The organism is Microcoleus sp. B7-D4, from assembly GCF_036705125.1.
Taxonomy (GTDB): domain Bacteria; phylum Cyanobacteriota; class Cyanobacteriia; order Cyanobacteriales; family Microcoleaceae; genus Microcoleus.
On record NZ_JAUBTT010000058.1, the window covers coordinates 40,525 to 55,491 of the forward strand.

Consider the following 14,967-nt stretch of genomic DNA (forward strand, 5'->3'; position numbering starts at 1 on the left):
CCACAAGAATATTGAATTTTTTGGGAACGGGCAAGATGCCCATTCCACAAGAATATTGAATTTTTTGGGAACGGGCAAGATGCCCATTCCACAAGAATATTGAATTTTTTGGGAACGGGCAAGATGCCCATTCCACAAGAATATTGAATTTTTTGGGAACGGGCAAGATGCCCATTCCACAAGAATATTGAATTTTTTGGGAACGGGCAAGATGCCCATTCCACAAGAACATTGAATTTTTTGGGAACGGGCATCTTGCCTGTTGCCGATCTATTTGAAGAAGCATCGATTAACTTTTAAGCAACTCCTGAATCGGCCTGCTAATCCAATTGAAACCAACTTTTAGTTGATGATCAAATGTTGGCATCCGATAGAGATAGGCTAGGCGGCGAGCAATGTGGGCTAGTTGTCCGTCGAGTTTAATTCCTAAACCGGCCAGGGTGGCGTTGTCAATTCCTAATGTCATCATTTCTCCTAGGGGCTGATAGCGGAAAGGAAGTAAAGGACGGCCGGTGAGGGATGCCCAAATGTTCCATGCGGTGTAGTCAGCTTGCTGGAAGGCTGTTTGGGCTGTTCCGGGGACTTTTTGACCATTTGCATCGTGACATTCTGCTAAGTCTCCCAAGGCAAATATATCTGGATGGTCGATAATTTGCATTTGCGAATTGACTATTAATTGACCGCGGCGGTTTTGTTTGAGGGGTAGCGATCGCACTGCTTGACTAACTTGAGTTCCTACTGTCCACAGCACTATGTCTACGGGGAGAACATCTAATTGTCCTTTGTAAAGTAAGGATATTGTGTCGGCTTCGATCGCCTCTACTTCTGTTTCTAAGTCGATCCACACTTTCCGTTTTTCTAATGCTTGGGTGGCGGCTTCGCGGTTAAACTCCGGTGATGTCCGCAGAATCATGTTCCCTTGCTCGACTAACCGCACGCGACCTTTTTCTCCGAGTCGATCGGCTAATTTACAAGCTAATTCTACTCCCGCATAACCGGCGCCGACGATCGCAACCCGAATTTTGTCGGTATTGCTGCCTTCTAAAAACCGCAATCTTTCTTCTAAGCGGTAGGCGTCGTCGAGGGTGCGAAATGAGTAAGCGTATTCAACGGCACCTTTGACCATATCTAGGGGGGTTTCGCCGCCTAAAGCTAAAACAAGGCGATCGCACGGAATTTCTGGCCCGTCGTGCAACTTCACTCGCTTTTCCTCTACATCGATGCCGGAAACAGTACCTTGACAAAAGCGCACGCCTGTGTTTTCCAAGAGTTCGGCAAACGGCGGGGCAATTTCCCAGGTTTGGAGTTCGCCGGTCAGGAGTTCGTACAGCAGGGGAACGAACAAAAATCGATCGCGGCGGTCAACTAGGACAATTTCGGGTTTTTCGGTTTTGGAGAAGGGTAACTGACTCAAGCGCAGGGCTGTGTAGAGTCCGCCGAAGCCTCCGCCGAGAATGCAAATCCGGGGTTGTTGTTGAGTCATGGTGTTTTGTGTGAGGGGCTCACGGTAGCAGGGAAACTTATCTTATTCTAACGAGAGTGAGGGAGTGGGGAAGGGGGAGATTGGGGGAGTGGGAGTGGGAGAGATGGGGAGAGGGGGAGATGGGGGGAGTGGGAGAGTGGGAAAGTGGGAAAATCTTCCCTGTTTCCCTCGAACCTCAACATCCATCCGTTAAATGCGTTAAATCCGTTAGATAATGCGTTTCCGAACTGTTTTCTATATCTATAGCCTTGATTAGCTTTACCTATTACCCGCCCTCAAATTTTCTGAATGTTCGCAGAACTAATTTTGTACTATATTAGTTTATAACGAATTATTTCGCAAATTTAATTCACTTTTTATAGGGTCATCTACTCTAACACTTGCCCCCGCACTCACAAGTGAAAAAATCATGCAAATTTCCTCGAATTCTTCTAAATTTAAGAACGGCGATCACAATAACGAAGACGGCTCATCTTTGTTAAAAAGCGAAGAAAAATATAAAAATTTAGTAGCTAATATTCCCGGTGCTGTCTACCGCTGTACCTGCGAGTATACGGAGGACGGGGAATTAACACGGACAATGGCGTTTTTGAGCGAGGCGGTTCAAGAAATATCAGGCTATCCCTCTTCTGATTTTATCAACGATCGCGTCCGTTCCTTGGCAAGCATTATCCATCCTCAAGACCGCAAAAATGTGGATGCTACTGTCAAAAAAAGTGTAGCAACTAGAACTCCGTACATCCTTGAATACCGGATTGTCCGGGCGGACGGCGGCATTAGCTGGGTTTACGAAAAAGGCAAAGCTGTTTGCTGCGAGGCGGACGAGGCGAGAGGAAGACAAGAGGGACAAGGGCAAATTGAGGGCTTGTTGTCGGCTGTGGTTTCGCCGGTTTCGCCGGTTTCGCCGATCGCAAATTCTCTGTGTCGGGTTGTTTATCTCGACGGAGTAATTTTGGATATTACTGAACGAAAGCGAGCTGAGGAAGACCTGCGAAACACTCAAGATTTTCTGAATGCGGTACTGCAAAATCTGCCGATTAGCGTCTTTATTAAAGATGCTGTAAAGCAAAATTTTATTTATTGGAATACTGCTAGCGAAGAATTGTTTGGCTATTCCAGGGATGAAGTGATCTTAAACAATGCTGCTGACTTGTTCGAGTCAGATCATGCCAATTACTTGCAAGCACAAGATTTAGAAGTGCTGGCCACGAGAAAAGGCGTCGATTTGCCCGAACAAACTATCGAACTTCCGCACCGAGGAAAGCGGATTTTGCACACGAAAAAAGTTCCTTTGTTTGACGAGTCGGGCACACCTAAGTACATTCTGGGTATTGCTGAAGATATTACGGAAAGCAAAAAAACTGAAACAGAATTGTCGCGCTTGGCAATTGTGGCTCAAAAAACGCAAAATGGTGTGATTATTACTGATGCTCAAGGCTGCATTGAATGGGTGAATGAAGGATTTACTCGGATTAGCGGTTATGTGCTCGCAGAAATACAGGGAAAAAAACCGGGTGATGTACTGCAAGGCCCTGAAACAGACCCGCTAACTATTGCTCAACTGCGATCGGCTTTGGCTGCAGGCGTGCCGTTTAATCAGGAAATTTACAATTACAAAAAGGATGGAAGGGGTTATTGGGTGGCGCTTTCGATTGCCCCAATTTATCAAGAAAATGGGGAACTCGAAGGTTTTATTGCGGTGCAAACTGATATTACGGATCGCAAGCAAGCAGAGGCAACAGTCAGGGAGAGGGAGAATTATTACCGCTGCATTGTCGAGACGGCTTCGGAGGGCGTTTGGATGTTTGACAGCGAAAGTACCACGACTTTTGCTAACTCTCGGATGGCCGAAATGCTGGGGTATACTGTGGAGGAAATGCTGGGGCGCTCGCTATTTGAGTTTATCGACTGCGAGTCTAGGGAAATAGCAGAAAGTTACGTCCAGCGCAGGCGGCAAGGCCTTCGGGAACGCCACGATTTTAAGTTTACTCGCAAAGACGGATCTCACTTGTGGGCGATCGTGTCCGCGACGCCGATGTTCGACGGTGAGGGCGAATTTTCCGGGGTATTGCGGATGATTACCGATATTAGCGATCGCAAACAAGCAGAAGCAGAATTGCGCCAAACTCTCCAAGAGTTGGAATTTGAAAAATTTGCTTTGGATCAATCAGCAATTGTCTCGAATACCGACGAATTCGGAGCCATTACCTATGTCAACGAGCAATTTTGCGAACTCTTTAAATACTCCCGAGAAGAACTGCTCGGCCAAACCCACAGAATTGTCAATTCTGGCTATCACCCAGCCGATTTTTTCAAGCAGCTTTGGTCAACAATCCGCCAGGGAAAGGTTTGGCGGGGAGAAATGAAAAATCAAGCTAAAGACGGCACATTATTTTGGTTGGATACTACCATTGTACCTTTCTTAAATAGCAGCGGAGAACCCCATCAATATGTAGCAATTCGCAAAGATATTACCGATCGCAAACACGCAGAAGAAGCGGTGCGGCTTTCCGAAAGTCAATTGAGGACTAAAAATGAAGAATTGGCAAAAGCCCTGCGGGACGTGCATAAAACTCAAAGCATGATGGTTCAAAATGAAAAAATGGTAAGTTTGGGGCAATTAGTCGCTGGGGTTGCTCACGAAATAAACAATCCAGTTAGCTTTATTTACGGCAATGTCATGCACGCTGACGATTACTTTCAAGACTTGCTAAAAATTCTGCAACTTTACCAGCAGGAATACCCGCACCCAACACCGATTATTCAACAAGAGATAAATGATATCGATTTGAATTTTCTGCTCAGAGATTTGCCGAATCTGCTAAATTCGATGAAAATGGGAGCCGAACGAATTCGCCAAATTGTGCTGTCACTGAAAAATTTTTCGCGATTAGATGAATCCGAACAAAAGCAGGTGGATATTCACGAAGGGATTGAAAGCACTTTATTGATTTTGCAGCACAGGTTGAAAGAAACGGCAGGGCGTCCTAAAATTGTGCTGCTCAAAGAGTTCGGGAATTTGCCCCGCGTACAGTGTTATGCAGGACAGTTGAATCAGGTTTTTATGAATATTATTGGCAATGCAATTGATGCTTTGGAAGAGGCAATGGAGACTGGACAGTGGGCAGAGGGACAACTGGCGCCTATTCCTTATTGTCCTTCGCCGACGCTGCGGATTTGTACGGATGTAAAATATGAACAGGATGCTTTGATGCAAGCAGATTCTGCTGTTTCTGATGATGCAATGCCACATCCTTCTCATATTGTGATTCGGATTGCTGACAACGGGCCGGGGATTCCGATAGATGTTCACAAAAGGCTGTTCGATCCGTTTTTTACTACGAAAGAACCTGGTAAAGGTACTGGTTTGGGGCTGTCTATCAGCTATCAAATTGTGGTGGAAAAACACGGCGGGCTGCTTAAGTGCGATTCTGCACCGGGTCAAGGGACGGAATTTGCGATCGAGATTCCTGTGGGGAATAGTCAGTAGTCAGTAGTCAGTAGTCAGTAGTCAGTTGTCAGTTGTCAGTAGTCAGTAGTCAGTTGTCAGTTGTCAGTAGTTATTTACTACCAATTACCCATTTCCGATGCCCAATGCCCAATGCCCAATTCATTATTCCCCCTAACCATGAAATATAGCGTAATTTACGACGGCAATTGCAATCTCTGCGTTACCTTGGTGCAGTTACTAGAAAACTTAGACCAAGGCAAGAATTTTGAGTATATTTCCATGCAAGATTTAGAGCAATTAAATCGCTTTGGGATTACGTCTGAAGACTGCGAAATGGGGATGATTTTGATAGATGGCAACACCCCGGAACGCCGCTGGCAGGGCAGCGATGCGGCGGAGGAAATCGGGCGGATACTTCCTGCTGGCGAGGTGTTTGTGGCTGCTTACCGGGCAATGCCGGGGATGAAGTGGATGGGCGATCGCGTGTACGAACAAGTCCGCGATAACCGCTATACTTTGTTTGGCAAGCGATCGACTACTTACAAATCTGTTTATCCAGTTGGCTGTAAGTCGATCGACAATTGCGATAATAGCAAGGAATAAAGTCTTTACTACAAACAGGAGATCCGTGAAAACTGAAGTCCTCAAAAAGATTGATTAAACAAACCGAATATCTCACGGCAAAAGTCTTTGAGTTTTTGGGCAGACTCCGCAGCAGGTTCGGTTGCACCGAAAAAACTCCAATTTTCCACTGTGGAAAAGCGCCACTGCTGACCAGTATGATCGTAACCGGCGGCCTCAACCCCGATCGCCCGACGGCTTCCTTCTACCGGATCTTGGTAAAATCGGATTTGAATCAAGATGCTGCGGCTTTGCAACAAGCGGCTTCTACCGGGGAAATGAAAGCCAATGTCGATCGAATCTGGATCTACAAGTTCTCTGGTATCCTGGTCATTCATCCAAGGTTTCAAATCGACTTTTGTATCCGGGAATTCGGACTTGAATAAATTAACAACCGCAGCAATTTTGCTGGCAACTTCTATATTTTTGGCTTGTTCGGCAGCGTTCACGCGAAAAACTCCTATCAAATATAGTTATTACATTTAGCTAATAATGTAACTGCATACTGCCGAATGTAGCCTGTGAACAGCGGACTTTTTCCGAAATAATTAGGCATTGACAATTTTTCATATATGTGTTATGCCGTTTTTAGCCGAGTCTCGATCCCCCTAAATCGCCCTTAAAAAGGGGAGTAGGGGTTGACTTTGAGGATGCTCTTGTCCCCCCTTATTAAGGGGGGTTAGGGGGGATCTCCGGGTTTTAAAACACCCCATAGTTCCATAATCTTAATTCAGGGGAAGGGCGATCGCAAATTCCGAACCTTCTCCCAGCACCGATTCACAAGTTAGTTTACCGCCGTGGGTTTCTTCCACAATTTGCCTGCTGATAGACAACCCCAAACCCGTACCTTTCCCTACTCCTTTAGTAGTAAATAAATGGTCAAATATTTTCGACTTGACCTCCGATGACATCCCTTTACCGTTATCTTTGATTTTAATCACCACGCTGTTGCTATCCTCCGAGAGATGAGTGATAATGGCGATCGTATTCGGTAAAGCTTCAATTTCAGCATAAGTGCGGCCCTGATTGAATTCGTCAAAACACTCGATCGCATTTGCCAGCAAATTCATAAATACCTGATTCAGTTGCCCAAAATAACATTTAACTGGCGGGATATCTCCGTATTCTTTGATAATTTTAATCGCGGGGCGAGTATCTTTAGCTTTCAGGCGATACTGTAAAATCATCAAAGTGCTGTCGATGCCCTCATGAATATTTGCTGACACTTTATTCGCACTGTCAGCGCGGGAAAAAGTCCGCAAAGACTTGCTAATATTGCGAATGCGCTCTGTACCTGATTTCATAGATAAAAGCATTTTCGGCAAATCTTCGATCAAATAGTCTAAATCAATCTCCGATGCTTTATCCTGTAATTCATCTCCAGGATTAGGAAATTTTTCTTGGTAAAGTTGTAAGCAATCAATCAAATCTAAGCTGGCCTCAGCAGCAGCATCAAGATTGCCCGCAATAAAACCCAGCGGATTGTTAATTTCGTGAGCAACCCCTGCAATCAAATTGCCGAGAGCAGACATTTTTTCGCTTTGAATGAGTTGCAGTTGCGCCTGTTGCAATTCATTGAAAGATTTTTCTAACTGTTGAGATTTTTCTTTTTCGCGCGCGTACAAACCAGCATTCTCTACAGCAATAGCAACTTGAGAAATTAAAACTTTGAATATTTCTACTCTCTCTGCTGTAAAAGCTCCTACTGTCAAAGCATTTTCTAAATAAATTATTCCGCGCCGCTGAGATTGATAAATAATCGGCAAACAGAGAAGTGATTTTGGTTGATATTTCTGAATGTAGGTATCTACGTTAAAAGGTTCGGCGACAGTAGCATTGTCTAAAACCAGATGCTTTTGAATGCGGTGGACGTAATTAATCACAGACAGGGGAACATCTTGACTATTTTCTACGGGAATAGAGGGTAAAATTGTCACTGTATCCTCCGCAAAACTGCCAGTAGCTTCTATGCAGAGAATATCGTTTTTCAGCAGCAGCAGCACTACTTTTTGAGCCGCCGCATTTTCTAAAATAATTTTGATTAATTTGGTCAACAATTTTTCTAGAACAATTTCACCGTTAATGGCTTCGGCCGACTTAATAAAAGTAGCTAAGTCTAATAAATCGCCTAAACTACTACTGGTAGTATTTCCCGTGGCAGTGCGGGTGACATCGAGGGTTGGGGTTGGAATTGTGCGCGTCTGTGCTGCTAAGAAAGGATGTGTTGATTCTAAGTGTTTAACTTTAGCTATGGCTCCCCAATGGATATATCCATAATAGGCTTTAGTCAGATATGCTTGAGAAACTATCTCTTTACCCAAAGCTTGATAAAATTCTCCTGCTAATTCACAGGCTAATGCTTCCTCTTGAATGTAACCGTTTTTGGTGGCTCCATCAATTGCGCGATCGTACAAATCCATTGCTTGGCTATTTTGCCCCAATACTCGCGCTTTCTCGGCTGCTACCAAATCGTATTTGTGTTGATAATTCATCGGAGCATGAACTGCCCATTTTTTCATCTTATTTTGGTTTTGCAGCACTTTTTCCAGATATTGCTTTTGTTCCCCTTTGCCACTTGCTGGATACAAAGCTATGATACTGAGAGAGGAGTAAAAGTTATTCAGAGAAACCACATAAAAGCCGGCTACGGACTCCTCATGTTTCTCAAATAACCTTGAATTTTCCAAGGCTTCCGCATAGTTCCTGAAGAGATAATTAAGCTGAGTTTTGGCATAATAAACCACACCAACTAAAACAAAATTTTTAGTTTCTATTAAAACGGGGAGCATTTTTAATTCATTAAATCTCTCGCCGACTAAATGGCAGGGTTCGACAGCTTGACCGCGCAAATTGAGGGCTGTCTGCCTGCCTATACTTATATGCTGTACAGCTATTTCTAGTTGAGATTGTTGCATTAGTTTCATATATTTACCAGTCTCCTGATCCACCAAATCTAGAGGCTCTCCTATCGACAGTTTTTTGAAGCAATATTCAGTTATAGAATAACCAGCATATTCCAACTCTCCAGTTTCGATCCCAGCTTGAAAACCTTCTTTGAGCTCGTCTAATCCTGACTTGACAGAGGCGTTCCAGTGGTTAATAAAAGAACCAAAGGCTGTATAAACTCTACTTTTGATTGAACGGGAGGGAAATTTGTCTAACATCCTAATTGCCAGTTGACCGAATTGGTATGCCAAACTAATGTCCCCTAGCTTGTACATAACTACGCCATAAAAAACGTAGGCAATACTCGCATAAGGCGAATTACCATATTTAATGCACAGCTTGACCATCCTAAAGGCCAGCAGCGGTACCAGTGGGGGCTTGGCCTGAATAGCACTGCTGAGAATCCCTGATAAAATCCGCATGGCTGCTTGTTTTTCGGGATCAATCATTTGTGTCAAGTTAGCTAAATCCTCAATTCGTTTCAATCCCAAGCTCAGTTTTGTATTAATCAGTCCCGGCACAATATTTAGCGCGTTGGGGTTTTGAGGAAAAGAAATACCTAACATTTTCAGCACTTCCAGTCCTGTATTGAGTGCTTCTACAAGTCTATTTTGAGCGTTATAAGACTGGATTTGAAGTTCATAAACATTCACTTTCTCCAGTAAAGTTTTAGCTTTTTGCACGACAATATCAACCAGTTTTTTTGAATCTTCATAGTTGATGTTTAAGTATTCAGCTTCTGCCGTTGACTCGTAAATTGCTAACGTTAAGTCATAGTGGCTTTGCCAAGAATCCGCAGGCAATAGTTCCATAGCAACCCGCAAATACCTAACAGCAGCTTCATACGCAGCCGCCGCTTTGGCTTTGCGTCCAGCAGTTAAATTTAATTGTGCCAACTGAGTTTTTTCTGACTGTTGGCTAATCGTGTCAACTCCGACATTTAATTGATTGACGATATCAAAGATGTTTTCTTCTAGCTTGTCTGGTGGAGTATTTTGTAACAGTAATTGACCGATTTTTAAATGGGTGGATTGCTTTTGGTCTTCGGGAATTAGCGAATATGCGGCTTGCTGAACGCGGTCGTGCAAAAATTTGTAACTAACCCGCGAAGTGTCTAACTTGAGATGGATTGATTCGGCTCGATCGAAAACTAAAGGAATGCGATAAGCATCGCTCAAGGGCAGAATTAACCCGGCTTGCAAAGCTGAATAAAGTTCAGTTGCTGTAGTATTAGCTGACTTTTCGCTAACAAGTGACAGCACATCTAGAGCAAATTTATCCCCGACACAAGCTGCTAATTTCAACATTTTTTGCGTGGCTGCGGGCAATTTTTCAATGCGAGAAGCTACCAGTTCCACCACACTTTTATCGGTGATTCCAATGGCTTGAATTTCATCGATACTCCAATACCAGCCACTTGTATTTCCCTCATTTATAATGTGATTAAATTCAAATTTCAAAAGAGAGTCTTGATAAAGTGCTTGGAGTAATTGAGTCAAGAAAAAAGGATTGCCACCCGTTTTATTCCAGATTAACTCGGCTAGATTTGTTACTTTTTCTGTACCCGTATTAAGTGTTTCAGTGACTAATTCCGTCACATTTGCTAAATCCAGCGGTTGCAGCACGATATTGTTGACTCTTGTACCAGTTTTTTCAATTTCTTCTACAGTCTGAATTAAGGGGTGGGTGGGACTAACTTCATTGTCTCGATAGGCACCGATTAGCAACAAATATTCTTGGTCAGGGTCAGTTATCAGTATTTGCATCAACTTTAATGTTGCTGAATCTGCCCACTGCAAATCGTCTAAAAAGATAACTAGGGGGTGTTCTTTTTGGGCGAAAACGCGAATAAATTCTTTGAATACCCGATTGAATCGATTTTGGGATTCTATGGGGGCGAGTTCTGGGACTTCGGGCTGTTTGCCGATGATTAATTCAACTTTGGGAATTACGTCGGCAATTACTTGGCCGTCTGTTCCCACTGCTGTTAAAATTTTAGTGCGCCATATTTCTAATGAAAGTGCACTTTCAGTTAGCAATTGCCGCAGCAAGGAGTTAAATGCTTGGATTAATGAGGCATAAGGAATGTTGCGTTTTAGTTGGTCAAATTTGCCGCTGATGAAGTAACCTTTTGACCGGGTAATGGGTTTGCTAACTTCGTTGACTACGGCTGATTTACCGATGCCTGAGTAGCCTGATACTAGCATTAATTCGCTTTGGCAATGGGCGAATTTTTCTGTATTTTGGTTTGGTGGAAAAGATGCGGCAGAAATGGTTTCTGCATTGGGGCGGGCGGGTTTTTCGGTATTTAGGTTGGGTGGCAAAGATTTGGGTGAACCCGCCCCTACACGTTCAAATGCTGCTAATAGTTCGTTGACTTGTTGTTCTCTACCGTACAATTTTTGGGGGATTAACAATTGGCTGAGAATATCTAAGCGTCCGGGGATGAAGTCGGCAATTTGTCCGGTGGTTTCTAACTGATGCAAACAAATTTCTAAGTCGGCTAACAATCCGGCCGCACTTTGATATCTATCTTCGGCATTCTTTGCCATCAATTTCATCACTATCTCTGAGATGGCGACAGGTATTTCTGAATTGATTTGATGGGGATATATTGGTTGAACTGCAATGTGGCTATAAACTACTTCTAAGGGGTCGTTGCTGCAGAAAGGCAATTTTCCTGTCAGCATTTCATATAATGTGATACCAAGGGAATAAAAGTCGGTGCGGTAGTCGAGGGTGCGGTTCATTCTCCCGGTTTGTTCGGGTGACATATAGGCTAAGGTGCCTTCGACTGAGTTGGGATTGTTAAATTGCGGATTTTCTTTGTTGAGTTTTGTAGCAATGCCGAAGTCGGTGAGTTTTACTTGTTTTGTTTGCGAGTTAATTATGATGTTGCTGGGTTTGATGTCTTTGTGAATAATGTGATGAAAATGCAGGTATTGTAAGGCTTTGACTATTTGGATGGCGAGGTGTAAATTTGCTGGCAGGCTCAAGGTTTCTCTTTCCAGCAGTTTTGCGAGGGATTCGCCGCCAAAGTCTTCTAAAACGATTCCTAATCGGTGGTCGAATGTTTCGAGACTGATGGCTTTGACGATTTGTTCGCTGTCTAAATTTTGGCGGATTTGATATTCGTGTTTGAGCCTGGTAATGGCTTCGAGGGTGGGATATTCGGCTTTGAGGACTTTCAGAATTGCTGGGGGCGCGTCTGTCGGTGTTTGTCCGCGATAGACTATTGTTTCGACGCCTTCGTGCAGAGTAGAAGTTATTTGGTATTGTGATAAGTTTAACATCATTTAAGTTAGAAATTACAGGAGCTAATTCTCATTAGATTAACATTACTTAATCTTGATTTTGTGTGATTGCGATCGTGTATTTGGCGATTTCCAATCACACGCAATATACACTAAGTGAAAATGTGGGCTTGATCGTTGGTGTCGGGAGCATCTCAATGAAAGCCGCCCAGCTATAAATTGGAGTGTTGAGGCAGGAGGCAGGAGGCAGGAGGCAGGAGGAAAGAGGAAGAAGGAAGGAGCAAGAAGAAGTGTTTTTACAAATATGAGATGCTCCCTTGGTGTCAACAAACATCATAAATGTAATATTGGTCTTGTGTGTGAGTCCCGAATGCTTTGGCTGCACAGTTTTTCAGGGGCATGGGAGCGATCGCACTGGGCATAAAACAGGCAATTGAACGGGTTATCAATCGCTGACTACTGTAACTTCACAGATAGTAGAAATAGATTCCGGTTCAGGCAAAATACGCACGCGGGCGAATTTTAAACCGCTAACTCCTTGTTGTGATTCTACCATGCCGGTCTGAACTTTTGGCTCTACCCAACCTTCGCGAGACAAGTAGCGCAAGTATTGCTCATACTCTTCCCACTCCTCCTCGGTGGAATAAACAACAGTCAACATCCCCGACTGAGTAATCCGCTCTTGTGCGTCTTTGTCAACGGCTTTTTCGATCCGCTTTTTGACAAGTTCGTAGCGGATGTCGCGAGTGCCTTTGACATCAAACATTTTTTCGGTATTTTCGTTGTGAAAAATGTCGATCGTGGTATTCTGAACTAACACTAAATGTGCGAGTTCCATGTTGATTTGAGACTCGGATTGCAGGCGAAAAACTGTGCGACCGCAATCGCAAATAGCTCGTAGTTGTTCGTACCGCAAACTGTGTAGGTGAAACTGGCTAAATTTGGGATCGATGGATTTTCCTACATAAATCATGTGATCCATGCCGTCGGTGCATTCGATGTCGCAGTAGTGGGGAAGAATTTGCTGCATTTTTTCTTGCCAGCGCGCCCAGGTTTCTTGGAGTTTGGTGCTGATTAGGTTCAGCATTTGGTCGTAGCGGTTGCGATCGCTGTAAACGCAGTTGTGTTCATTTTCACAGGCTGCTTGGTAAGCTTCAACGGCTGCCTGAACCTTGGGCCCGCACTGCACAAAATAGTCAAAATATACTTCTAAATGCTCGTTTAAATACTCGGCTGCTCGCACCTCCATATCGACTGTTACTTTTTGTTTTAAATGCTCGATGTAGTCGAGCAAGTCGAGCCGCAGTTGCTCACCGAGGTGGGTAGTTTGTGTTTGGCAAACGGCATCAGCTATGACTAAACCTAAGCGAAATTGTTCGAGCAAATCAGTTTGAATGGCTCGGTTTCTTTCGTCGCTAGAACCGCGAATGTCGGAAATTCCGTACAGCGGATGAACGTCAGCAAATACGATTGTTTCTGGAGGTAGTCCCCAACTTCGCCTTTCTGCTTCTTGGGCGAACCGCCACTCGACTGCGGGATGGATGTTGTGAATGTGGGTAAACCGCTCCTGGATGGCTTGCCGCAGGGCTGCAATGAAGGCGGGAATGAGTTCTTGGGCGTGTTTAGCGTCAATGCCGTTGAAGTGGTTTGGCCGATCGCACAACAGCCCCACAACACCCAAAATCCGCTGCCCGCGCCCCTCGCGGGTGACGGATTTGACTACCAGGGGCACCAGCAGCATCGATCGAGTTCCCATTCTCCGCAAAGTTCGATCGCACTCGGTTTCGCACTCCCTACGCAAGTCTGGCACGTTCCAAACTTGATTGGCTGCTGTGGCCTTCAAAAAGTGAGAAGCTTCTAGGGAGTGCATTGAATAAAGAATCGGCTGCAAATGTTGACCGTCTTTTGCAACTAATAGCTGTACCTGATCGTCGTCGGGGCGCAGCAGCAAAGTGCCGTCAGCATTGAAGAGGGATCGCAAACACCGATCGATTCTCTCAAATTTGTCAGCCCGCAGCATCGAATCTCGATCGATCAATAACTGAGTCAGCCGCCGAATTTGCTCCTGCACAGTGACATCAAAACCTTCTAGCAGCAGCAAGCCTTCTACGCGGTAATTATCCAACTGCAATCGATCGGCTAAATTTTCCAATTGATTCGGCTGCATCAGCCAAGCTTCCCGTTCCGCAACAGGCATTAATCTTAAAGAAAAATCCGCAAATTCATCTATTTTTGAGTCAATTCGAGTAATTTTTAACTGTTCCGAACCCAGCCAAAATTCAATGAATCTGGGTTCTCGGTGTTTGGGGTTTTTTACACTCGCCGTGGCAGGTTCGTCTAGCACCCGCAAACCGTCAATGTCAATTTGATAATATTGCTTAAATACCCAGTGCAAAAGGTGGCGGCGGTACAATTGTTCTGCTGTTTTGCCGTCCCCATCCTCGAACAGTTCCAGCAGAGTGATGTCGGTTTCTGCAAACCAACCGTTGGTAAATTGAGTTGCCAAGGACGTTTCCTCCCAACCGGCCAAGCGGCAAAATGCTGCGTTAGCGTAACGCAGGGCAAAAGTTCCCGGTTGCATTACTGCGATTAAAACGCGGCGATCGCCGAGAAATTGAAACAATCGCTGTAAATCTTGTTTCCACGTTTTCAACGGTTCAATTTCAGAAGATTGACTGGGTACTTTGCCCGCCAAAGCTTCCAGTAGCTGTTCTATACTTGGTTCGCTGGGCAGATTGTTACTGTCTTGCTTTGTTGGGAGGATATCTGTCGCTGGCAGTGATTTTACGGAGTTGTTGTTGTTTTGATGGGAAGACGATTTAGGAGTAGACATGAGTAAAACACCTGAAAGCAGTGGATTTGGCCAAAGAATGTCAGCGATCGGCGATTATGGCTTTGTAAAGAACTTAGATCCTGTTTGTAAAGTTTGTGTGTGGGTATCGGAAACTGGGTGTTTTCTCGGACGATGGGCCCAGGGACTTTTACTTTTATTCACAAACAACCTCTCAGTCTCGACGTTATAGGTGATATCAACGTGTTTACCACCTGGCGGGTAACACCCATTATAAGCGGTATACAGTAGCGGATAGTGTCAGCAACTAATGCTATTTGACTCAGAGGCGAGATATATAGCAGGGGGAGCATCTCACCTTTGCAGCCCTCCGCTAGAAATTGGAGTTTTGAGGCAGGAGGCAGGAGGCAGGAGGCAGAAG

Annotated in this window: 6 protein-coding genes; 2 read left to right on the forward strand and 4 right to left on the reverse strand. The window is 44.5% G+C overall.

Translation table 11 applies throughout. The features are described from left to right. Positions 1-289 precede the first annotated feature (289 nt). Complete coding sequence (locus QUB12_RS22755) at positions 290-1,483, reverse strand: NAD(P)/FAD-dependent oxidoreductase (protein WP_333143775.1); 1,194 nt, start codon at positions 1,481-1,483, stop codon at positions 290-292. A 409-nt stretch (positions 1,484-1,892) separates the two neighbouring features. On the opposite strand from QUB12_RS22755, the gene QUB12_RS22760 reads away from it, so the two are divergent. Both QUB12_RS22760 and QUB12_RS22765 read left to right on the forward strand, forming a co-directional pair. Further along, positions 1,893-4,973, forward strand: coding sequence for a PAS domain S-box protein (locus QUB12_RS22760; protein WP_333308467.1), 3,081 nt, complete (start codon positions 1,893-1,895; stop codon positions 4,971-4,973). A 138-nt stretch (positions 4,974-5,111) separates the two neighbouring features. Continuing rightward, entirely contained in the window at positions 5,112-5,537 is a 426-nt protein-coding gene (locus tag QUB12_RS22765; RefSeq protein ID WP_333285193.1) for a DCC1-like thiol-disulfide oxidoreductase family protein, read from the forward strand. A 41-nt stretch (positions 5,538-5,578) separates the two neighbouring features. Here QUB12_RS22765 and QUB12_RS22770 read toward each other — a convergent pair whose 3' ends face one another. The 3 genes from QUB12_RS22770 to QUB12_RS22780 form a co-directional block, all read right to left on the reverse strand. Further along, complete coding sequence (locus QUB12_RS22770) at positions 5,579-6,004, reverse strand: hypothetical protein (protein ID WP_333143773.1); 426 nt, start codon at positions 6,002-6,004, stop codon at positions 5,579-5,581. A 276-nt stretch (positions 6,005-6,280) separates the two neighbouring features. After that, positions 6,281-11,794, reverse strand: a complete 5,514-nt coding sequence (locus QUB12_RS22775; RefSeq protein WP_333143772.1) for an AAA family ATPase — start codon at positions 11,792-11,794, stop codon at positions 6,281-6,283. A gap of 406 nt (positions 11,795-12,200) precedes the next feature. Beyond that, entirely contained in the window at positions 12,201-14,588 is a 2,388-nt protein-coding gene (locus tag QUB12_RS22780) for a GAF domain-containing protein (RefSeq protein WP_333143771.1), read from the reverse strand. Between the last annotated feature and the right edge of the window lie 379 nt (positions 14,589-14,967).

Bases quoted from the DNA above. Each gene is read 5' to 3' on its own strand.
- QUB12_RS22755 (WP_333143775.1), bottom strand. From the start codon at position 1,483: ATGACTCAACAACAACCCCGGATTTGCATTCTCGGCGGAGGCTTCGGC.
- QUB12_RS22760 (WP_333308467.1), top strand. From the start codon at position 1,893: ATGCAAATTTCCTCGAATTCTTCTAAATTTAAGAACGGCGATCACAAT.
- QUB12_RS22765 (WP_333285193.1), top strand. From the start codon at position 5,112: ATGAAATATAGCGTAATTTACGACGGCAATTGCAATCTCTGCGTTACC.
- QUB12_RS22775 (WP_333143772.1), bottom strand. From the start codon at position 11,794: ATGTTAAACTTATCACAATACCAAATAACTTCTACTCTGCACGAAGGC.
- QUB12_RS22780 (WP_333143771.1), bottom strand. From the start codon at position 14,588: ATGTCTACTCCTAAATCGTCTTCCCATCAAAACAACAACAACTCCGTA.